Genomic DNA, 21,230 nt, shown 5'->3' on the forward strand with positions numbered 1-21,230 from the left:
GGCACCCATGATCACGACGCCTGCGCCGATCTGCACATCCCGGGCGTGAACTGGAGGACGCAGGAGAAGTGGCTGCGGGCCAACGGCTACGCGTGCTGGTACCGGTTCCCGCCGAAGTTCGGCCATCACATCCACGGATTCACGCTGCCGCCGCAGTCCGGGGTGGTCCGGACCGACGACTTCCGTGACCTCGGGGTCACCGTCGGCAAGTTCGTCGACGGCGGCCCGGCGCTCTTCGGCTTCCTGGCCACCAGCTCGCAGATCACCGACTACTACAACCACGCGTTCGGTCTCAGCGGCCAGCACGGCGTCGGCTCGGACGAGACCTGGCACCCCGCCGACGTCAAGGCCACGATCTTCGACTACGCGGCGTACGCGAGGTCGAGGGCCAAGCCGGCCTGGAAGCCGAAGGAGACCAAGTCCAACCTGGCGATCATCCAGAAGCAGTTCCAGATCGCCGCAGGACTGCGCAAGGGCAAGCGGATCCGCACCCATGGCGTGGGCTGGATCCAGAACGCGCTCAACGTCAAGGCCGGAGCGAACCTCGTGGTCAACGGCATCGTGGACGACGCCACCCTCGCCGCCTGGAAGAAGTTCGAGCTCAAGACGGGCGGCACCGGTGCGAAGTCGACCCCGGATCCCCGCAGCCTCAAGAAGCTCCAGATCGCCTTCCGGTTCGTCGGACCCGAGGCCCACCTGCCCGTCGGCTGAGCGGGTTGAATATCAAGATTCATTGATATAACGTCGGCAGGCATGAGCACACCACCTTTCATTCCTGCCGACCATCTCGGCGCGGTCGACCGCGCGCTGACCACGACGACCCGCGGCGGCGAGGAGCTGCGCGTGCTCGTCGTCGAGCGCAGCTACGACGCCGACCCCGACGAGGTCTGGGACGCGCTGACCACCAAGGAGCGCATCCCGCGCTGGCTGATGCCCGTCACCGGCGACTTCGAGGTCGGCGGCCGCTACCAGCTCGAGGGGAACGCCGGCGGCGAGATCCTCGCCTGCGACCGCCCGAAGCTGCTGTCGATCACCTGGGACTACGGCGACATGAAGTCGTGGGTCGACGCGACCCTCACCGCCTCCGGAGGCCGTACGCTGCTCCGGCTCGAGCACTCCGCCCCCGTCCCGCCCGAGCAGTGGAAGGAGTTCGGCCCGAGCGCGGTCGGCATCGGCTGGGAGCAGATGCTGCTCGGCCTCGCCCTCCACCTCTCCGCCCCCGACGCCGAGAAGATGGACCCGATGTCCCCCGAGGCGCTGCCCGCGATGATCGAGCACACCCAGGGCTCCGCCGCAGCCTGGGTCGAGGCCGACATCGCCTTCGGCACCTCCCCCGACCAGGCCCGCGCCGCCGGCGAACGCTGCGTAGCCGCCTACACCGCATTCCCGGAGTAGCCGCTTGCACGCCTTCGACGTCCTCGGCGACCCCGTACGCCGCCGCATCCTCGAGCTCCTCGCCGCCGGCGACCTCACCTCCGGCGAGGTCGTCGAGACCATCTCCGCCGAGTTCGGCATCCGCCAGCCCGCGGTCTCCATGCAGCTCAAGGTCCTGCGCGAGCACGGCTTCGCCAACGTACGTCCCGACGGCACCCGCCGCATCTACTCCCTCGACACCGGCCCCCTGGCCGAGGTCGACGCCTGGCTCACCCCGTTCCGCCGCTTCTGGACCCAGCACCTCGACGCTCTCGACACCGAGATCCGGCGTGGGCGTCGGGAGGGTTCCACGGACGGCTGAAGCCCCTGAACCTGATACCCGCCGAGTCGGCGCAACTGTCCCGCTACCCAACGCCGAGTCGGCGCAACTGCCCCGCCACCCAACGCCGAGTCGGCGCATCTGTCCCGCTACCCAACGCCGAGTCGGCGCATCTGTCCCGAAATAGAGCGTGGAAACGGCGCCAGGGTCCAGCGACGACGTCGCCAGAACCGCAGCAAGGACTCCGACCCGGTGCGTGAGACAGTCACGCCGACTCGCGCGCGCCAGACGGGACAGTCACGCCGACTCGCGCGCGCCAGACGGGACAGTCACGCCGACTCGCGCGCGCCAGACGGGACAGTCACGCCGACTCGCGCGCGCCAGACGGGACAGTCACGCCGACTCACGCGCGCCAGACGGGACAGTCACGCCGACTCACGCGCGCCAGACGGGACAGTTGCGCCGACTCGGCGGGGGGTGCGGTCCGTGCTCGTCCTGCTGGTTCAGGGGCGACGGGTGAAGCGGATGGTGCCGCCGTCCGGCAACCGCTCATGAACATAGGCAAGGTTGTGCGCCAGTCGGTGGTGGTGTGGGCACAGGAGGGCGCCGTCCTTGAGATTCGTCTTGCCGCCGGTTGCCCAGGGGTCGAGGTGGTGGGCGTCGCACCATTCGGGTGGCATGTCGCAGCCTTCGGCCTGGCAGCACTTGTGCCGTAACCGGAGGGCTTTGCGTTGGATCGGCTGGAAGAGCCTGCTGGCCCGGCCCGCGTCGAGGACCTCGCCATCTCCGCCGAGGACCCAGGGGATGATGGTGGCGTTGCACGCCATCCGCCGGGCCTCCGCGGCGCTGATGGTGGTGCCGTTGGTCTCGTCGTAGCCCAGGGTCGCGACCCCGAGGTCTTTGCGGAGCTCCTCCAGGGAGATCACCACGTTGATGGTGGTGGCGTCGCCACCGTGCCTGGGCAAGCTGGCGGGGTCGACGGTCTCCAGCAGCCGGGCGAAGCCTTGGCCCATCAACCGTCCCCACGGCGGCAACGGGGCACCCTTGTCCAGGAGCTGTTGCTTGCGGGGTTGGGCGTAGGCCTCGACCAGTCGCTTGAACCGCATCCCGACCGAGGTCGGGAGGACACCGTCGAACCCGACGGTCCCGTCGTGGTTGTCCCAGATCCGGAGCGCGGTCTTCTGCTGGGCGCGTTCTTCATCGGCCAGCAGTGCTTTGGCTTCGGCGTCCTCGAACCGGGCCGGATCGATCTCGGCCAGGATGCGCTTCCCCACGATGCGGAGCTCGTTGGCGGTCAGCCGGGTGGCGTAGTCGACCAGCAGCTTCTCGGCCAAGACCAGGTCCTCGCGGCTCGCGACCGGGTCGGTCTCGATCTTGTCGAGTGCCTGAGTGATCACCCGGGCCTTGTCCGGGGACACGACACCCTCGGCGAGACCTGCGGCGACGCGCTCGTACTTGCCGACGCTGGCGGCAAGTTTGATCTGGGCGCGGGCAACAGCCTTGTCGACGAGCAGCTCGGTCCGCAGCCACCCCGAGGCGTCCTTCGCACCGGTCTCCTCAGCGATATCGCCGGCGGTAGCGAGCACCCGCAGCTTCAACGCGGCCTGCTGGGCCTGGAGCTTCTCGAGTCGTTCGAGCAGGTCCTTCTTCTGCTCGGTCCGCCAATAGACGGGATCGCTGGACAGCAGGTCGTGGAAGGAGGATTCGATGGCGCTCAAGGCAGCGTCGATCGCATCGCCAGGGTTGGCATCCCAGTGGTCGATCTCGCGCCCGAGACTCATCACGATCCTCCTTCAGAGGTGTGCTGCGATGGGTCTGATTCTACCTTCTACAGGCCGATCGATCCACCTATTCTCCCAGGTCAAAGGCCTTTTCGCGGTCAGCAAACATCGTCGTTCTTGTGGATGGTAAGTGGCCCGAAGGGCCACCATCCCACCCCAAAGCAGTCCGATCCCGTACAAGAATCTCGCTGCGCCGCACCCGGGCCGCCGCCCCGATAGCCAGCCAAATCTTTTCTCGATCTGGTCCGGAGTCCAGGACCGCGAAGCGGCCGGCGAAGCCGGCGGGCCGAAGGCCCGTCCTTGACGCCGGACCAGATCGAGAACACCCTCAGGAAAGGGTCGGCGGCCCAGATCCGCCACGAAGAAACGGTTACGCACAGGGTGGTCTCGACAAGCTCGACCACCGGGCGTCGCTGGTCCCCGACACGTGGTCTCGACAAGCTCGACCACCGGAGCATGGTCTCGACAAGCTCGACCACCGGACCACGATCAGTCGATCCGCCCCCGACGCCGATCGGTGGTGATGAGCTCCACGTTGATCCCAGCAGCCCGCACGAACGCGATGAGCTCGTCGTCGAACATCTCCCCAGGCTGCGGCGGACTGAGCGTACGAGCCCCAGCAGCCCCGAGCTCGACGAGCGTGACCTCGAGATCAGGTGCCATGAAGGCCAGATGATGGAGGCCGTACGAGTGCGGCCCAGGAGTCACCGGTGTGATGAGCTTGATGGGCAGAGAGTCGGGCTTCTCCAGGAAGACCCCGCGGACCCCGTGACGGGTGTTCACGACGGGGTCGGTGACGCGCCGGTAGCCGAAGAGCCGCTCGAAGGCCTCGGCGGTGCGGTGCAGGTCGCGGACCTGGATGCCGATGTGGTCGAGTCGAAGGTCAGGCATTGTCACCTCGCATCGGGTCGCCTTCGGCGACGGCGGTGGCGATGGCCATCCGGGGCCCGGGGACGGTGGCGACCCGCACCACGGTGACACCGGCCAGGGTCGCGAGCTCGGCGGCAGGGCCTTCGAGGCTGACCGAGAGCGACCCAGGAGCATCCTCCAGCACCGTGATCCCGCGCCACGGCAGCGGCCCGGACCACTCGCCGGGACCGAGCGCCCTCCAGACGGCCTCCTTGGCTGCGTACCTCATCGCGAAGGCCGTGGCGGGGGTCGTCGCGGCCATGCACTGGGCGATCTCGGCGTCGGTGAACCACCGCACCGCGAACCCGGAGCCGCGCATCGCCAGGAGCCGCGCGAAGCGCCGGATGTCGGCGACGTCGATCCCGACCCCCTGCAGGCTCATCGCATACTCATCGCCCGACGTCTGCACTTCAGGCGACCGGACTGTGGGTCGCCACCACCCTGAGCAGCTCCGCGGCGACGGCCTCCGAGCCGGCCTCGTTGAGGTGACCACGGTCGAAGGTCAGGTTCTCGTTGAGCACGTAGTAGGTGGTGCCGTCCTGGCTGCGCTCCCCGGTGCCCTCCGCCTCGGCAGCGGCGATGTCGACGAGACGGCCGGTGGCGGCGTACTTCTCCCGGATCATCGCGTTGTAGCGCTCCCGGGCGATGTTGTCGGCCGGCCCCATCTGGTCGTCTCGACCCAGGGCCGCCTTGACCTTGGACTTCCAGTTGCGGTCGGCGGTGAGCGGCGCGGTCGTGTAGAGGAAACGTACGTCCGGATGCGCTGCCTCCACCGCGGCCATCGTGGACACGTAGGCGTCGAAGACGGCCTGCACATCGGTGGCTGCGGTGATGTCGACGTAGCAGAGCTTCATCAGCGCCACATCGATGTCCTTCGCGGCCGGGCTGTCCATCACCTCCTCGAAGGCGGCGAACTTGCTCGCCGGGTCCTCGTTGACCCCGATGTAGGCATGCCGCAGCATCGCGCCCTCACCCTCGGCGTCCACGGTCCCGCCGGTGACATCGGCGATGACGGGCGCTGAGACCGAGGCGTCGGAGTAGACCTTCGAGACCCCGTCGATGATGTTCATCCCCACCGAGTTGTGCCCGAAGAGCACCTTGGTCTGGCCCACGGCCCGCAGCTCGGACTCGGAAGGCCCTGTGATCGCGACCTGGTCGTTCATCCCTGGACTCCTCAGCAACCATGCGCCGGCCAGGGCGACCCCGACGACCAGCACTCCCGCCCACACTCCGGCCAGCAGCTTCACCGACCTGGACACGTTCCTCACCGACATCCTCACCCCACCTTGACCCCTTCGAAACCCGCATCGTCCGCATCATCGACGTCGTCGTCCTGCCCCTCGGCCGGTTCCTGTGCCAGCCGCAGGCACATCGCGCGTACGTCGCGCTTGATGACCTTTCCGTTCGCGTTCATCGGCAGCGCATCGACGAAGCGGACCACCTCGGGGACCATGTGCTTCGAGAGCCGCTCCCGACAGTGCGCGATCACGTCGGCGCCCCGCAGGCCCGACCCGCGCCGACGCACCACCACCAGCTCGACCCGCTCGCCGGCGGCCTCGTCCGGGATCCCGACCGCGGCGGCAGCCACCACGTCCGGCAGGTAGAGCGCCGCAGCCTCGACGTCCTGGCTCGCGATCCGGTGCCCCCACGACTTGATGAAGTCCTCGACCCGGTCGACCACGTAGATGTAGCCGTCCTCGTCGACCTTCGCCAGATCTCCCGTACGCAGCATCCCGCCGGGCATCTTCCGGGCCGTCGCCTCGGGGTCGTCGAGGTAGCCGGGCGAGATGTTCGCGCCGCTGGCCCAGATCTCGCCGACTGCGCCCGGTTCGACGTGCACCCCGTCGCTGTCGAGCACCCGCAGGTCCACGCCCGGGATTCCCCGGCCGATCGACCCCGGCCGGCAGAAGAGCTCCTCGGGCGGAAGGTAGGAGAGCCGGGCGGTGGCCTCGGTCGCCCCGTACATGACGAAGACCTTCGCCTGCGGCTGGGCGCGCGCCATCTGCTCGACCAGGGCGGGGGCCAGCCGGCCACCGGCCTGCTGGATCGTCCTCAGCGTGGGGACCGCCGTGGAGCCGAACGTGCTGTTGCGCAGCAGCATCCCGAACGTCGAGGGCACCCCGGCGAAGCCCGTGCAGCGCGCGGACGCCATCCGGTCCACCACCGCCTGCGGGAAGACGAACGTCGGCTGGATGACCATCGCGGCGCCGGCGCGTAGATGGGTGTGCAGGAGCGAGAGCCCGAAGACGTAGGTGAACGGCAGCACCACCAGCATCCGGTCGGCCGAGGTGATGTCGAGGTAGCCGAGGATCGAGGTCGTGTTCGCCTGGATGTTGCGGTGGGTGAGCCGCACCGCGCGCGGGTCGCCGGTGGTGCCGGAGGTGAACATGTAGAGCGCGTCCTGGTCCGGGTCGACGTCGACCGCCTCGGGCAGCTCGACCGGCGCCGATCGCTGCTTCGGGACGAGCCGCTCCTTCCGCTCCACGACGACCGGGAGGCTCCTGGGCAGGCTCAGCCGCAGCGCCTCGGCCTGGGAGCGCCCCACCAGCAGCGCATCCGCACCGACCCATCGCACCCGGGCCACCACCTCCTCGGCCGGCAGCGTGACGGCCAGCGGCACCACGACCAGACCCATCCGGAGCGCCGCGAGATAGGCCGAGACCCAGAACAGCCCGTTGGGCGCCATGATCCCGACCGGCGTACCCGGGGTCAGACCGAGCGTGGAGAGACGCTCGGTCAGCACGGACACGCTGGATCGCAGTTCTTCGAAGGTGTACTCGCGACCCGCTTCGGCGAGCGCGATCGAATCCTCGGGCGCTAGCTCGAGAAGAAAGTCGGCGGTGTTCAACGTGGCCCGTCCCCCGGGATGCTACGGCCGGGACAGTTCCCGGCTACGGCAACGTCGCACGGCTCCACTCCACGGACGGTGGCCGGTCCGGCAGGCTGCCTGAAATTTGGTACGCGGCACACGCATCGGTCTCGACGCGGCTCCCCAGCGCGTCGACTGGTCTCGTGAACCTCAAGCGTCTCGCTCTTCTCGTGCTGCTCGGCGTGCTCGTCGGCGTCACGATCTTCTGGGTGCCCGGACGTTTCGCCGACTCCTCGTCCGGCAAGGACGGGGCTCAGGCGGGCGCGTCGGCGTCCCAGTCGGGCTCACCGGGTGCCGACGCGAGCTCCGGATCGGGGTCCGGGCAGAAGTCGAAGTCGGATCCCGAGCCCGCGACCGAGGCGCTGCCGGAGGCGGCCTCGAGCCCCACCGAGTCCGGCCTTCCCGGACTGACCGAGAAGCCGCGTACGAAGTCGGCGGCGCTGATCTCGGAGCCGCTGCCCGAGCAGGCGGTGCGCAAGGGCGCGCTCGTCGCCGGCTACCCGACCGCTCTCGCGCCGCCGGCGCGGACCACCGTCGACGTCTCCAGCGTCACGCCCACCAAGGGTGTGCTCCAGGTGGCGCTGACCGCGAGCTGCCGGCGGCCCTGCGACGTACTGCGCCACTTCCGGACCCGCCTCGCGCAGCACGGGTTCAAGGAGGTCACCACGGCCTCGGTCGAGAACGCCCCTGCCGTGTCGCTGCAGCGCGGCGACGAGACGGTGAGCGTCACGGTCACCCGAACCGGCCGTCGAGCCGTCGACTTCAGCCTCTACTCCGTCCTTCGCACGAAGACCTGAGCGCCGGTGTACCTCTCTCTCAGCGACCGTCCCACCACGAGTGCCGGGCCGCAGCGCACCGGCGGGCGGGTCTCCCGGACGGTCATCACCCTCGGCATCGTCAGCATGCTGACCGACATCTCCTCGGAGTCGGTCTCGGCGATCCTGCCGCTCTACCTGACCGCGGTGGTGGGGCTCTCGCCGGTGGCGTACGGGCTCATCGACGGGCTCTACCAGGGTGTCTCCTCGCTGGTGCGGATCGCGGCCGGATGGGCCGCCGACCGCACCGACCGGCCACAACCGGTGGCGCTGGCGGGCTACGCGATGAGCGCGGTCGCGCGGCTCGGGCTGATCTTCGCCGGTGGCTTCGGGACGATCTCCGCAGCGATCTCGCTGGACCGCGTCGGCAAGGGCGTACGCACCGCTCCGCGCGACGCGATGATCGCCGCCACCAGCGACCCGGCGCGCCTCGGCCGCAGCTTCGGCGTCCACCGGGCGCTGGACACGATCGGGGCCACGCTCGGGCCGCTGCTGGCGTTCGTGATCCTGTGGCGGATCGCCGACGGCTACGACACGGTCCTGGTCGTCTCGCTCGGCTTCGCGGTGCTCGGGGTGGCCACGATGGCCTTCTTCGTCCCGTTCCGCACCGGGGCCGTCCGCCGAGATGTCCGCCGGGCCGGGCCGCGCCGCACGCCACGCGCCAAGATGCGTTGGCGTGCCGCGCTCACCCCCGGCCTCACCCGGGTGACGGCCGTGTCCGGTGTCCTCGCGCTCCTGACCGTCGGCGACGGCTTCGTCTACCTGGCGCTGCTCGAGACCGGTGGCTTCGCGGCCCAGTGGTTCCCGGTCCTCTACGTCGGCACCAACCTCGCCTACCTCGCCCTGGCCGTCCCGATGGGCCGGCTCGCGGACCGCGTCGGGCGGGTCAAGGTCCTCGTGCTCGGCCACCTCCCGCTCGCGGCCGCCTACCTGTGCGCCGCCAGCGGCTCCGGCGCGCTCTGGACGACCTGCGCCGCCGTGCTCCTCCTCGGCGTCTTCTACGCCGCGACCGACGGCACCCTGGCCGCAGTGGCCGGACGGCTGGTCCCCGAGACCGTACGCGCCACCGGCATCGCCACCGCCCAGACCGCCGTCGCTCTCGCCCGGCTGGTCGCGGCGACCGGCTTCGGCCTGCTCTGGTACGCCGTCGGCCCCCGGGTCGCGATGCTCGCCGTCTGCGTGGTGCTGGTCGCCGCGATCCCTGCCGGGCTCGCCGTGCTGCGCCGGTTCCTGGGGTCGGAGCGAAGCGGCGCCGAGATCGCCACCGAGGTGCACCCATGACGCGGCGCACCGCGGCCTTCGGCGCGGTCGTCGTCCTCGTCACGGCCGGCATGACCGCGTACGCCCTCTCGGCGATCGCCGAGAACGACCGCCGGACGTCCCAGGCGACCGACGCGACGACCACCTCCCTTGCGCAAGTCGAGGAGGGGCCCAGGATCCTCTTCCAGCACACCGGACGCGATGCCGACTACGGCCATGTCGGCGCGGTGGCGCTGGCCGACCCCGGCGGTGCCCGCGCGCTGACCGACCTGAGCTGCGACCGGGTCTACGCGCAGGCGAAGTCGGTCTCCTGCCTGACGACCGAGCGGGGTGTGGTCAGCCGCTACCGGGCGACCGACCTGACGACCTCGACCCCGGGGACGGAATGGCGCGAGGTGGACGGCATCGATCTGCCCGGGCTGCCCAGCCGCACCCGGATCTCGCCGGACGGGAAGCTGGTCTCCTCGACCGTCTTCGTCAACGGCGACTCCTACATGGTCAGCGGCTTCTCGACGCGCACCGTCGTCCGCCGGATCGGCGGGGCGAGCTACGGGGACCTGGAGAAGTTCGAGCTGGTCGTCGACGGCCGCCGGGTCTCGCCCGTCGACCGCAACATCTGGGGCGTCACCTTCGCCGACGACGACCGTACGTTCTACGCCACCGTCGCCACCGGCGGCCGGACCTACCTGGCCCGCGGCGACCTCTCCGCGCGTTCCCTGACCACGATCGCCGACCACGTCGAGTGTCCCTCGCTCTCTCCCGACGGCACCCGGATCGCGTTCAAAGAAGCCGTCGAGGACGGCACCCGGTGGGCGCCCGCGGTGCTCGACCTCGCCACCGGGCGGCGCACCGTGCTCGCCGGCGAGACCCACAGCATCGACGACCAGATCGAGTGGCTCGACGACGACACCGTCCTCTACGGCCTCGAGCGGGAGGACGAGCCGGTCAGCGACGTCTGGTCCCTCGACACCTCGGCCTCCGCGAAGCCGCGGGTCCTCATCTCGGAGGCGGCCTCGCCCGCGGTCCTACGCTGAATCGGGTACGCCGCGCCGAGGCCGCCCCGCACGCCTCCCGGTCCCGCTTTGCTGACGGTATGACCATGGAGGAAATAGGGGCGGAGCCCCGGATCGCACCCCGGGTCGAACCTCGGATCGAACCCCGCATCGAACCGAGCGCGGACATCGACGACCGCGCCATGATCGGCGCCGGAACCCTCGTCTGGCATCTGGCCCAGATCCGCGAGCACGCCCGCGTCGGCAGCGAGTGCATCATCGGCCGCGGGGCTTACGTCGGTCCCGGGGTCGTGGTGGGCGACCGCTGCAAGATCCAGAACCATGCGCTGGTCTACGAGCCGGCGGTGCTCGAGGACGGTGCTTTCGTCGGGCCGGCGGTGGTGTTCACCAACGACTGCCTGCCTCGTGCCGTCAACCCGGACGGCACCCTGAAGGACGGAGACGACTGGGACGCGGTCGGCGTGACCGTACGCACCGGCGCCAGCATCGGCGCCCGCGCCGTCTGCGTCGCTCCGGTCACGATCGGCGCCTGGGCGATGGTCGCGGCGGGTGCCGTGGTCACCCGGGACGTACCGGACCATGCCCTGGTCGTCGGGGTCCCGGCGCGGCGGGTGGGCTGGGTCGGGCATGCCGGCGCGCCGCTGGTCGCCCAGGGAGACGCCTGGCGCTGCCCGCAGACCGGCACCCTCTACGTCCTGCGTGGCACGAACGACGACGACGGCCTGGTCGCGCGCTGAGCCGGCGGGACGTCAGGCAGCCCGCCACTCGGCCTTGTGGGCGATGCTGACCGCCGCGATCTGCGAGGAGACGCCGAGCTTGGCGAGGATCGACTTCACCTGCGTGCGCACGGTCGCCTCCGAGACCACGCGGAGCTTGGCGATCTCGCCCACGGTGAGGCCGTCCATCAGGTGCTCGAGCACCTGCGACTCCCGTCGGGAGAGCTGCGCGAGGCGACGGCGGATCTCGATGATGCCCTGCTCCTGTCCCACCCAGGCTCGGATCAGGCGCTCACGTTCGTCGACGTCGAGCACGCTGAGGCCGTAGTTGAGGCGGCGTACGGTGCCCAGGATCTCGCCCAGCGGCACCGTCTTGGACAGCACCGTCCGCGCCCCGGCGTGCAGGGCGTGGCCCCAGCGGGCCTCGTCGGTCGCGCCGGTCACCACGACGACGTCGGCGCCCGCTCTGGCGAGCGGGGCGATCAGGCGTACGCCCGAGCCGTGTTGCCCCAGATCGAGGTCGAGCAGGACGATGCGTGGCTGGGAGCGCATGATCAGCGAGGTGAGCTTGGCCTCCGACGGCGGCTCTTCCGGAAGATCGATGCGGTGGGCGTCGTAACCCTCGAAGGTGAGGGCCAGCTCGAGGGACTCCGCGAACAGGGTGTGGTCCTCGACGATGACCACCTTCACCCGTTTACGCGGCGACACCACGGCGACCTCCCCTGGTCGGGGTGTCGTGATCGTCGACGCAGCCGAGCATCGGGATGCCGAGGACGAAGGTGGTGCGCTCTCCGGTCTCGGCCAGCTCGAGGTAGCCACCCTGCCGCTCCATCAGGTCGCGGGCGGTGTGGAGCCCGATCCCCTGGCCGGCCGATCCCGGTCGGCTGACGCCCCGGGCGAAGATCCGGCGGCGCAGCTCCGGCGCGACCCCGGGCCCGTCGTCGGTCACCGCGATCTCGACCGACGAGTCTCCAGGTCCGGCGGCACGCACCTCGATCCGGACCGAGCCGCTGCCGTGGTCGGCGGCGTTGTCGAGAAGCACGTTGAGGGCCTCGGTCACCTGGTCGGAGTCGCCGAGCGCCAGCATCCGGCTGGGGCACCACGCGACCTCGGTGCCCTTGGCCTCGTGGGCGAGAACCATGGTGGCGACCACTGCGTCGAGGTCGATCACCTCGGCGCGGACGTCATCGGTGGGCTCCGGGTTCGCCGGGCGTACGGCCTGCTGCTGCCGGCGCACCATCCGCTCGAGCCGCTCCAGCTCGCTCTGCACCATCGCCGACATCGCGGCGCGCCGCTCCTCGCCGATCCCGTCGATCCCGCTCGGCGAGTTGAGCAGCGTGGTCGCCGCCCTGATCCCGGCCAGCACGGAGGCAGCCTCGTGCAGCCGGGCTGGCTCGTCCGGACCGACTCTTGACTTCGACACAGCTCTCCCCTGGTCATCTTCGTGCTGCGCCCTCCCAAGACACAGCCAGGCGGCTGGAAACACGCGGAGACCCCGAGCTCCGGCATGAACAGCGCCGTACAGCAAAGTGACTTTACTCAGTCGCTCCGCACGACGTATTGCCTACCTATTTTTGGTTACCAGCCGTTACCGACCGGTGCCTGAAATTGAGGAATGGCGAGCATCTCGGCCCCGCCAGGGCGGCGTGCCGGGTCACATACTCGGGTGGCCCTCCTCGATCACCCGCCCGTGCCGCCGCAGTCGGATCCTGCGGGCGAGACCCCCGCGCGCGGATGGCGCCGCGCCCGCAAGCCTCTGATCGGGCTGCTGGTGTGCCTCCTGCTGCTGTGCGCGGCGGCACTCACCGGGATCCTGTGGCTCCAGGCCAAGGTGGAGGGCAACATCAACCGACTGCCCGACACCTTCACCGGGCTGACCGACCGGCCGGCCAAGCCCACCTCCGGGTCGGCCGCGGACGCGGTGAACATCCTCGTGCTCGGCACCGACACCCGCTCCGACGCCCCCACCACCGGCGCCGAGGCTCCTGGCTGGGAGCCGGGTCAGGCGCGGTCGGACACGATGCTGCTCGTACATCTCGACGGCGACCGGCACTCCGCCTCGGTGATCTCGATCCCCCGTGACTCCTGGGTCGACATCCCCGGCCACGGGAAGGGCAAGGTCAACTGGGCCTACTCCTTCGGCGGCCCCAGGCTCACCGTCGAGACGGTCGAGAAGATGACCGACGTACGCATCGACCACCTCGCGGTCATCGACTGGGACGGTTTCAAGGCCTTGACCGACGCCGTCGGCGGCGTCGACATCGACATCCCGAAGACCGTCTACGACTCAGCCCGGGACGTCCGCTGGGAGGCGGGCCGCCATCACCTCGACGGCGAGCAGGCGCTCCTCTACGTACGCCAGCGCTACGGGCTCCAGGACGGCGACCTCGACCGCGTCGCCCGCCAGCAGGCCTTCCTCCGCACGCTCCTCAAGCAGACCCTCAACCAGGAGCTGCGCAAGAACCCCGACCAGGTCCTCGACCTTCTCACCCTCTTCTCCGAGCACGCCTCCGTCGACGACGACTGGTCGACCACCCAGATGGCCAAGCTCGCCGCCTCGCTCCGCAACCTCCGCACCGACGACATCAGCTACCTCACCGTCCCCACCGACGGCACCGGCATGGTCGGGGACCAGTCGGTCGTACGTCTCGACCCCTCCCGCGACCGCGACCTGTGGCGCGCCGTCCGTGAGGATCGGATGGGCGAGTGGGTCGACGAGAACCAGGATCTGATGACGCCCGACGTCGTCCGCTGACCGCAGCACCACCCTCGCCGAGTCGGCGAGCGTCAGACCCGGTCGAGCCAGTCGGTGAAACCGGAGGGGTCGTGGCGACCGAGGACCCCGTGCTCGAAGAGCCCCCAGCCCTCGACACCGTCGGCGCCCGGTCCGTGCGCGACCGCGCGCCCGACGTGGTCGATCACGCCGAACGGCACCCGGCCGGCGACCTCCGGCGCGTTCAGGTCATAGGTCAGCCGCTCGGTGAACCCGGCGCCCCTCCACACCCCGTGCGTCCAGTCGGAGTCGCCGCCGTAGCCGCCACCGACATGGATCGGCAAGCCCAGCAGCGAGGAGACCTCGAGCAGCAGCTGCTCGCCAGCCGGCGTCGTACATGTGATCGTCGCGCCTTCCGGGATCCGCGTCCCGTCCCGGTAGTGGATCCGGACGTGCGGCCAGCCGAGCTGCTCGACCCGCCCGTCAGCAAACAGCCGGGTGCAGTCGTTGAGCGTGCGAAAGCCGTCGGGCGTCTCCTGGATGATCAGGACGACGGCGAACTCCTCGAACCGTAACGGCACGTAGAGCCACCACATCCCCTCGAACCCCGGGTCGGCCGGCTTGCCCGGCGGCACGCCCTCCCCCGATGGACGGATGCCCCAGGACCGGTCCCGGGTGCCGACCCAGCGATCGTGGTCGACGACGATCGTCTCGCCGTCGACCTCGATCACCCCCTCCCAGGTCCCGACCTGCGCGAACCGCTGTGCGTCGAGGACGGTGGCGGCCCCCTGGCGCATCACGTGCGGCTGCTCCTGGACCACGTCGAACGAGCCTTCCCACCGCAGGTCCAGCGCGACCCCGTGGGTCTCCTCCATCACCAGCCGCAGCTTGCGCAGCGGCTCGGTGACCTCGATCCGGTACGCCCCGACCCGCTGCTCCATCCGGTCACCGCCCCGCGGGTCGGCACCGTCGCCGAGATGCACGGCGGTCTGCTCGTCGCCACGGCGGAGCAGGACGTACGCGTCCTTGGTGCCGAGGTTGGGGTAGAACCCCATGCCGGTGATCAGGAAGAGGTCGCCGGTGCGGTCGTGGGCGTTGAGATAGCAGCGGTCGTAGAAGTTGCGGTCGCTGCTGCCGGCCCAGGCCGCCGGTCGCGGGAACTGGTGGATCGGGTACTCGTCGAGCGGGCCGACGCCGACGTACTCCCCGTGAGCCCCCGGAACCCTCATGCCCCTACCTCGTCGAGCATCGCCTCGAACATCGCCCGGTGATAGAGCGCCGACTCGGGATCCTCGGGTGCCTCGATCTCACCGAAGTGGATCTGTCTGGCGGCGATCCGCAGGTAGATGACGCCCCACATGACCGCGGCGTGGACCTCGTGCCAGGTCAGGTCGCCGAGCTCGACACCGCTCGCGGCGACATAGGCGTCGCGGACGTCGTCGGCGGTGAGGAAGTCCGGCATCCCCGGAAGGCCGAGCATCGCGGCCAGGTCCTCGAAGATGCGGTGGGCGAAGATCATCCAGGTCACGTCCATCTCGCGAGGGCCGAGGCCGACCATCTCCCAGTCGAGGACGGCGACCGGCGCGAAGTCGCGGTAGATGATGTTGCCGATCCGCGCGTCACCCCAGCACAGGACGGGCTCGCCGCCATCGTCGGGCAGGTTGGCCTCGAGCCAGGCCAGGCCTCGCTCGACCAGCGGCGAGCGGCCGCCCCACTCCTCGGCGGAGGAGGCGAAGTCATACCAGGCGCGCGTCTTGGCCAGATTGCGAGCGATCAGCGTCTCGCCGGGATGATCGGCCACGGCCGGGTCGAGAAAGGCGAACCGCGAGGCGGCATCGGGGATCGCATGGAGCCCGGCGAGCACCTCGACCGAGCGCTTCTGCAGCGCCGCCCGATCCGCGGCAGAGCCGTCGAAGAGCCAGCTGTCGCCGAAGTTGTAGGGCATCACGTCCGACGGGACCACCCCCTCGACCCGCTCCATCAGAAAGAACGGCGTCCCCAGCACCAAGCCGCTCATCTCGGCAAGACCGACCTCCGGCACCGGCACGGAGGACAGCGAGCCGGCCAGGCGCATCGCGTCGTACTGCGCCTGCAGGTCATAGGTCGCGAAGACCGGGATGTCCTCCGGGCGGGGCGCCACCCGGAGGACGTACGCCTTCGTCTGCCTCCACCCGTCCACCGTCGAGGTGACGTCGAGCAGGACGGTCTCGCTGGAGAGCCCGTTGGCGTCGATGCCGCCGAGGATGGCGACCTCGGGATCGGCACCGGGCGGCAGCGCCGTGGCCAGCCACTCCGCCAGCACGGTGCCGATCGCCGCAGGATCGCGGCCCGACTTCTGGAAGGTCATCTCGGGCGGCGGGGGCGCCTGGGTCACGTGCTCCTCCTTGAGGCGTGTGAGTCAGATCACACGTCTCAGATTGGTGGAACACGTTCTAGTCTGTCAACAGGTCACCTGTCAGAACCGGATCTTCGAGGGCGTCTCGGTCGGCGCGGCCTTGGTGACGAATGCCTTCCGTTTCGCGGCGAACCCGTGCCGGTCGTCGAAGATGTCGCGGGCCATCTCGGCCAGCTCGATGCTCTGGTAGTAGGACAGCGGCATCGCACGGTCCCGGCGTGATTCGCGGGCGGCCAGGGCCGAGACGTACGCCTCGGGTGCGGTGTAGCTCTTCGCCAGGTCGCGCAGCCAGCCCTCGAACTCGGCCGAGTCGCGCGGACCGAGCTCGCTGACCATGTCGATACGGGCGGCCTCGGCAGCCGAGATCGGCAGCTTCGCACCGAGCAGCTCATCGGCCTTCTCGGTGCCGACACGGCTCGGCAGGCCCCAGGTGTGCAGCTCGGAGCCGAAGATGCCCATGTCGTAGTAGGGGTTCAGCACGACCCCGGTGCGCGCGACCGTGATGTCGGCACAGAGCCCGGCCATCACGCCGCCCGCACCTGCGTTGGCGGTGAACGCGGCGATGGTCAGCTGCTCGGCCTCGGCGATCGCCACGCAGAGCTCGTCGATGGCCCGGATGTTGTCCCAGGCCTCGGCCGCCGGGTCCTGCGCCGCCTCGATCACACCGAGATGGATGCCGTTGGAGAAGGCGTGCTCGGTACCGCGTACGACCAGGACCGTGGTGTCCTCGATGAGCGCCTTGCGCACCGCATCGGTCATTCGCCGGCACTGCTGGGTGTGCATCGCGCCGCTGTAGGAGCGGAGGGTGAGGTAGCCGACGTCGCCGTCGCGCTCGTAGGTCGTCTCGGCCAACGCGTCAGGCATCCTCAGATACGGGGCGTGGCGGGTGTCGAGCACCCACGCCGCCGGGAGCTTCGGGCCGCGTTTCTTCTCGAGCGTCGCGGCGTAGCCGACCCACAAGGTGCCCTCGCCGGTGGCGATCGCGACCGCGTCGGTGTCGACACCGACCACGGTGCCGTGCTCGTGCTCGCCATGGTCGTCCGGGGTCGCCACCGCATCGAAGAGGCAGTACGTCTTGCCCTCGACGATCGCCGGAGCACCCGGCGCGCCATCCGCCGCCGCGATCCTTCGCGCGATCTCGGTGGCCGGCGCGGACCAGTCGATCTCGAACGCCTTCCGACGCAGCAGCGGCAGCTCACCGGTGCCCTCGACCTCCGTAGGCCACTCCTCGGCGGGCTTCGGCGCCTCCCCGGCCGCGACCATCCGGACGACCTCCGCGACACAGGCCATCGCCGCGTCGGCGACCGGCCCGTTGTAGAGGGCGCTCTTCGCGATCGGGACCTCGGGCATCGCGAAGGTCTCGGTCGCCCAGACCGGCCCGGCGTCCATCTCCTCGACGGCCGACAGAGCGGTGACGCCCCAACGGTCCCGCCCGTCGAGCGTGGCGTGGTCGAGCGAGGAAGGACCCCGGTCACCGACCGGGCCCGGGTGGATCACGACCGTGGGGTAGCTCCCCCAGACCGCCTCGGGCACCCGGTGCTTGAGGAACGGGCACAGGATCAGCTCGGGCTCGATCGCCTCGACGGTCGCCACCAGGGACGAGTCGTCATGAACGGGCGCCAGCACGACACCGACGTCGTGGCCACCCTCCTTCAGATCGCACCAGACCCGCTGGGTCAGGCCGTTGAACGCGGAGACGAGCAGCAGAATGCGCATGTGGGGGAAGTGTCCTTACTCGTAGGCAACCCGGAAAGACCTGGTATCCCCCGAGGGGTATTTATCCCCCGAGGGGTGTCACTGTATCGAGCGCACCCATCCGGCTGCACACCTGGTGTCCAAGTGAGGGACGGAAGACCCGGTGAGGTATGGGCCGCTCGCCTCGGTCTCGTGCCCTCGTGTGCCGATCGCGTGTCGGTCGCATGTCGGTCGCGTGTCGGGCACCGCATCATCTTCTTGTCGCCGCCTGCAAAGATGACTCTGTCAGGAGGGGACAATGACAACAGTCGACGACAACCCGATCAACGGGTTGGTCGATCTCGTCGAGACGAGCGCCGGCGACATGACTCGTGACATGGCGCGCGAGCTGGCGAGGTTCCGGATGCGCTACAAGTTCGCGATCGACGAGGTGTCTACCAAGATCGCGATCCTGCGCGAGGAGTTCGAGCACACCCACGACCACAGCCCGATCGAGCACGTACGCACCCGGCTGAAGTCGCCCGACAGCCTGCTCGCGAAGGCCCGCAAGATCGGGTGCCCGCTCACCCTCGAGGCGCTCGAGCAGCAGATCCGCGACATCGCCGGGATCCGGGTCGTCTGCCCGTTCGTCTCCGACGTCTACTGGATCATGGAGATGCTGGGCAGCCAGTCAGACGTCGACGTCGTCGAGGTCGAGGACTACATCGCCGAGCCGAAGGCCAACGGCTACCGCAGCCTCCACCTGATCATCAAGGTGCCGGTCTACCTCTCCGACCGCGCTGTGGACGTCCCGGTCGAGCTGCAGATCCGCACCATCGCGATGGATTTCTGGGCCAGCGTCGAGCACTCGATCTACTACAAGTACGACGGCACCGTCCCCTCGACCCTGCGCGACGAGCTCGGCGCCGCCGCCCGCACCGCGGCCGACCTCGACACCACCATGGCCAGGCTCCGTAGCGAGGTCCACGGCCCGGTCCGTTGATGGACCGAGCCGTGGAGCCCCCGGGCGTCAGCGGCCGTTGACGAACCGCTGGTACTGCGCCCGCGCCTCGTCCGGCGTGATCGCCCGGTCGAGGAACATCAGCGAGTCCATCCGGCAGTCGCAGGGGTTTCGCTCGACGGTGTCCTGCGGGAACGACCCGCCGACCTTGATGCCTCGCGGCAACGTGTCGGAGGTGCCGGTGCCGTCGACCTGCCACGGGTCACCGGCCGAGGTGTAGAACCCCTCGACGGCCTTGCCGTTGCGGTAGAGCGCCATCTTCCCGGTGGTGTAGTCGAACGTCGCCGCCAGGTGCACCCACTGCCCGCGCGGCAGCAGGGTCTGCCAGTCCGCCGAGGCCGCGAACGTCTGCGACGCCCCCTCGTCGAGCCGGCGGCCGAGCGCGACCAGGCGCAGGGTGCCGTTGACGTTGATGAGCTCGAGCAGAGCGCGTACGCCGTGGCCGTCGGAGTTGCCCGAGAGCACCCCTGCCAGACCGATGGCGTTGTAGCGGTCCGTCGGGTCGGCGGTCACCGAGTTGAGCGCGGGACCGTCCATGTCGACCTTGAACCAGCCGGCCACGGTGATCTGCTCGGCTCCCGCGAACGGCGCCAGCGACGCGACGCCGTTCTGGTTCCACGACCCTGCCTTCCAGTCGTCGTTGCCGTTGACCTCCGGGTCGACCTGCTTGGTCTGCAGGGCGTTGTTGCTGGTCCGGTAGGCAGAGTCGGTGACCTGCATCGCGTTGCCGCCGTTGACCTGGTTCAGCAGCGTCCGTGAGAAGCCCTGGTCCTCCTCGCGCGACCCCGGCGCGAAGGGGTGCTCGAAGTCGTAGTAGCTGACCAGGTCCTCGCGCAGCGACGGCACGACCTCGCTCGGCCACGGCCGCTGCACCGTGTTCACCACCTTCCAGATCTTCCCGTTGGCCTTCGCCAGCAGGTAGAGGTTGCGACGAGAGTCGGTACCGAAGCGCAGGTCGACGCGCGGGTGGTCGACGAAGTCCTGCATCGAGAGCCGCTTGCCCGAGGTGTCGAAGAGCTGCATCTGGTGCAGGGTCGCCTCTCGGCTGCTCCCCCGCTTCATCTGCCGGGCGTCGGTCCAGAAGACCTCGCCGTTGACCAGGTCGCCGAAGACGTACTTTCCGCGGAGGTCGTCGAAGCGGCCGCGGTAGACGACACCGCCGCTGACCGCGTGGCCGCTGTCGGAGGTGCAGGGGTAGTTGGCCGGCGGGTCGTGGTCGAAGGACGCGACCGGGAGCGTGAAGCCGGACATGTCGTAGTCGTCGGGCACCGTGTAGAGGGCGCACTCGTCGGTGTTGTCGTAGAGCAGCCGGCCCTCGATCTCGCTCCAGCCGAGGTTGTCGCCGGCCCGGACGTCGTAGACGCCCTCGATCGCGTGCTGGCCGATGTGGCCGAGCAGCAGCCGGCCCGTCTCGACGTCCCAGGAGAACCGGTGCGGATCACGCATGCCGTACGCCCAGATCTCGCCGATCGCGCCCTCCCGGTCGACGAACGGGTTGCTGTCCGGGACCCCGTACGCCCCGTTGCGCCCGTCGCGGGCGAGCGGGTCGATGCGCAGGATCTTGCCGAAGGGATTGGCGAGGTTCTGCGGGTCGTCGCTGCGGACGCCGTTGCCGCCGTCACCGGAGGCGATGTAGAGCAGGCCGTAGTCCTCGTCGCCGGGCCGAGCGGTCGGGTTGAAGTCGATCTGCTGGATGGCGTGGATCTGTCCGGCGAAGTCGATCCGCATCACCTCACGGCTGGTTCCTGCGAATGTGTCCGCGGTCGGGTCGGTGGCGTGCCACTCGGTCACGACGCTGACCGTCCGCCCGGAGCCGGGGTTGGTCTGGGACGGGAACGTCGGGGTCTTCGCGAAGCCGCCGAAGCGCTCGGTGTGGGTGGTGTAGAAGAGCCCGTTCTTCTCGAAGTCGGGGTGGAACGTGATGAAGCCCGCGCCACTGCCCAGCCCGGCACCGGACCAGAAGTCGACGAAGTGGTCCCGGAGGTTCAGGTATTCATGCTGCTGCCCGTTCTCGAGCAGGTACATCGGCCCGTTGAGGTCGGGGACGTACATCCGGCCCGAGCCGTCGGGGACCTCACCGATGAAGTTGATGCGGTTGTGGCGTACGAGGCGCTGGTCGGTGGGGGCCGGGTAGGGCTCGGTCGCAGGAAGCTGGGTGACCTCCTCGAGCACGAGACCGAGGCTGCTGCGTACGGGCTGTTCGGGGATGGGGTCGGGGACGGGCTCGCTGCCGGGGATGGCGGCGCCTGCGGAACTGAGCGAGAGCGTGGGGGTGAGCAGCGCGGCGAGCAGGGCGCCGACGGCGAGGCCGGCCCGCGCCTGTCTGCCCCATAGACGTGAGGTTTCCATGGGTTGTTCTCTCCTTACCGAA

The 21,230-nt window shown here is 69.7% G+C and carries 20 protein-coding genes; 9 read left to right on the top strand and 11 right to left on the bottom strand.

What is annotated here, in order from left to right:
- The first annotated feature begins 45 nt into the window (after nucleotides 1–45).
- Genes OG984_RS14765 through OG984_RS14775 form a run of 3 tightly spaced genes read left to right on the top strand, consistent with a single transcriptional unit; the run spans nucleotide 46 to nucleotide 1,735 of the window.
- Nucleotides 46–711: a hypothetical protein gene (locus OG984_RS14765; RefSeq protein ID WP_328527057.1), complete on the top strand. Its 666-nt coding sequence runs from the start codon at nucleotides 46–48 to the stop codon at nucleotides 709–711.
- Nucleotides 712–753: 42 nt separating this feature from the next.
- A complete protein-coding gene (locus OG984_RS14770; RefSeq protein ID WP_328527058.1) occupies nucleotides 754–1,395 on the top strand; it encodes an SRPBCC family protein in 642 nt (213 codons plus the stop codon).
- Between the two features lie 4 nt (nucleotides 1,396–1,399).
- Nucleotides 1,400–1,735, top strand: coding sequence for an ArsR/SmtB family transcription factor (locus OG984_RS14775; RefSeq protein WP_328527059.1), 336 nt, complete (start codon nucleotides 1,400–1,402; stop codon nucleotides 1,733–1,735).
- A gap of 461 nt (nucleotides 1,736–2,196) precedes the next feature.
- Here OG984_RS14775 and OG984_RS14780 read toward each other — a convergent pair whose 3' ends face one another.
- The 5 genes from OG984_RS14780 to OG984_RS14800 all read right to left on the bottom strand — a co-directional run bounded on the left by OG984_RS14780 (nucleotide 2,197) and on the right by OG984_RS14800 (nucleotide 7,231).
- Complete coding sequence (locus tag OG984_RS14780; RefSeq protein WP_328527060.1) at nucleotides 2,197–3,474, bottom strand: HNH endonuclease signature motif containing protein; 1,278 nt, start codon at nucleotides 3,472–3,474, stop codon at nucleotides 2,197–2,199.
- 489 nt (nucleotides 3,475–3,963) lie between these two features.
- Nucleotides 3,964–4,365 (bottom strand): VOC family protein, encoded by a 402-nt coding sequence (locus tag OG984_RS14785; RefSeq protein WP_328527061.1) that lies wholly within the window; start codon nucleotides 4,363–4,365, stop codon nucleotides 3,964–3,966.
- Complete coding sequence (locus tag OG984_RS14790) at nucleotides 4,358–4,765, bottom strand: holo-ACP synthase (protein ID WP_328527062.1); 408 nt, start codon at nucleotides 4,763–4,765, stop codon at nucleotides 4,358–4,360. The genes OG984_RS14785 and OG984_RS14790 overlap by 8 nt, the downstream gene beginning before the upstream one ends.
- Before the next feature lie 28 nt (nucleotides 4,766–4,793).
- Nucleotides 4,794–5,651 (bottom strand): SGNH/GDSL hydrolase family protein, encoded by an 858-nt coding sequence (locus OG984_RS14795; RefSeq protein WP_328527063.1) that lies wholly within the window; start codon nucleotides 5,649–5,651, stop codon nucleotides 4,794–4,796.
- A gap of 8 nt (nucleotides 5,652–5,659) precedes the next feature.
- Entirely contained in the window at nucleotides 5,660–7,231 is a 1,572-nt protein-coding gene (locus OG984_RS14800) for a class I adenylate-forming enzyme family protein (protein WP_328527064.1), read from the bottom strand.
- A gap of 164 nt (nucleotides 7,232–7,395) precedes the next feature.
- Here OG984_RS14800 and OG984_RS14805 point away from each other — a divergent pair, with 164 nt between their 5' ends.
- Genes OG984_RS14805 through OG984_RS14820 form a run of 4 tightly spaced genes read left to right on the top strand, consistent with a single transcriptional unit; the run spans nucleotide 7,396 to nucleotide 11,077 of the window.
- Nucleotides 7,396–8,049 (top strand): hypothetical protein, encoded by a 654-nt coding sequence (locus tag OG984_RS14805; RefSeq protein ID WP_328527065.1) that lies wholly within the window; start codon nucleotides 7,396–7,398, stop codon nucleotides 8,047–8,049.
- A 6-nt stretch (nucleotides 8,050–8,055) separates the two neighbouring features.
- Entirely contained in the window at nucleotides 8,056–9,348 is a 1,293-nt protein-coding gene (locus tag OG984_RS14810; RefSeq protein WP_328527066.1) for an MFS transporter, read from the top strand.
- Entirely contained in the window at nucleotides 9,345–10,361 is a 1,017-nt protein-coding gene (locus tag OG984_RS14815; RefSeq protein WP_328527067.1) for a hypothetical protein, read from the top strand. The genes OG984_RS14810 and OG984_RS14815 overlap by 4 nt, the downstream gene beginning before the upstream one ends.
- 59 nt (nucleotides 10,362–10,420) lie before the next feature.
- Entirely contained in the window at nucleotides 10,421–11,077 is a 657-nt protein-coding gene (locus OG984_RS14820) for an acyltransferase (RefSeq protein WP_328527068.1), read from the top strand.
- A 12-nt stretch (nucleotides 11,078–11,089) separates the two neighbouring features.
- On the opposite strand, the gene OG984_RS14825 is transcribed toward OG984_RS14820, so the two are convergent.
- Entirely contained in the window at nucleotides 11,090–11,764 is a 675-nt protein-coding gene (locus tag OG984_RS14825) for a response regulator transcription factor (RefSeq protein WP_328527069.1), read from the bottom strand.
- Nucleotides 11,751–12,479 (bottom strand): sensor histidine kinase, encoded by a 729-nt coding sequence (locus OG984_RS14830; protein ID WP_328527070.1) that lies wholly within the window; start codon nucleotides 12,477–12,479, stop codon nucleotides 11,751–11,753. Before OG984_RS14830 ends, OG984_RS14825 begins: the two co-directional genes overlap by 14 nt.
- Nucleotides 12,480–12,722: 243 nt before the next feature.
- Here OG984_RS14830 and OG984_RS14835 point away from each other — a divergent pair, with 243 nt between their 5' ends.
- Nucleotides 12,723–13,811 carry an LCP family protein gene (locus OG984_RS14835; RefSeq protein ID WP_328527071.1) on the top strand — a complete coding sequence of 363 codons (1,089 nt, stop codon included), beginning with the start codon at nucleotides 12,723–12,725 and terminating at the stop codon, nucleotides 13,809–13,811.
- A gap of 32 nt (nucleotides 13,812–13,843) precedes the next feature.
- Here the strand turns inward: OG984_RS14835 and OG984_RS14840 are convergent, their stop codons facing one another.
- From OG984_RS14840 to OG984_RS14850, 3 genes are all read right to left on the bottom strand, one after another.
- A complete protein-coding gene (locus tag OG984_RS14840) occupies nucleotides 13,844–14,998 on the bottom strand; it encodes a hypothetical protein (protein ID WP_328527072.1) in 1,155 nt (384 codons plus the stop codon).
- The gene (locus OG984_RS14845; RefSeq protein ID WP_328527073.1) at nucleotides 14,995–16,143 is read right to left on the bottom strand and encodes a phosphotransferase family protein; all 1,149 of its coding nucleotides are present in this window, start codon (nucleotides 16,141–16,143) and stop codon (nucleotides 14,995–14,997) included. The genes OG984_RS14840 and OG984_RS14845 overlap by 4 nt, the downstream gene beginning before the upstream one ends.
- Before the next feature lie 81 nt (nucleotides 16,144–16,224).
- Entirely contained in the window at nucleotides 16,225–17,880 is a 1,656-nt protein-coding gene (locus tag OG984_RS14850; protein ID WP_328527074.1) for an enoyl-CoA hydratase-related protein, read from the bottom strand.
- 277 nt (nucleotides 17,881–18,157) lie between these two features.
- On the opposite strand from OG984_RS14850, the gene OG984_RS14855 reads away from it, so the two are divergent.
- On the top strand, nucleotides 18,158–18,841 hold the full coding sequence (locus tag OG984_RS14855; protein WP_328527075.1) for a GTP pyrophosphokinase: 684 nt from the start codon (nucleotides 18,158–18,160) through the stop codon (nucleotides 18,839–18,841).
- Between the two features lie 27 nt (nucleotides 18,842–18,868).
- On the opposite strand, the gene OG984_RS14860 is transcribed toward OG984_RS14855, so the two are convergent.
- Nucleotides 18,869–21,208 carry a PQQ-dependent sugar dehydrogenase gene (locus tag OG984_RS14860; protein WP_328527076.1) on the bottom strand — a complete coding sequence of 780 codons (2,340 nt, stop codon included), beginning with the start codon at nucleotides 21,206–21,208 and terminating at the stop codon, nucleotides 18,869–18,871.
- Nucleotides 21,209–21,230 lie beyond the last annotated feature (22 nt).

Origin of the sequence: Nocardioides sp. NBC_00368, assembly GCF_036090055.1 — a bacterium.
Lineage (GTDB): Bacteria > Actinomycetota > Actinomycetes > Propionibacteriales > Nocardioidaceae > Nocardioides.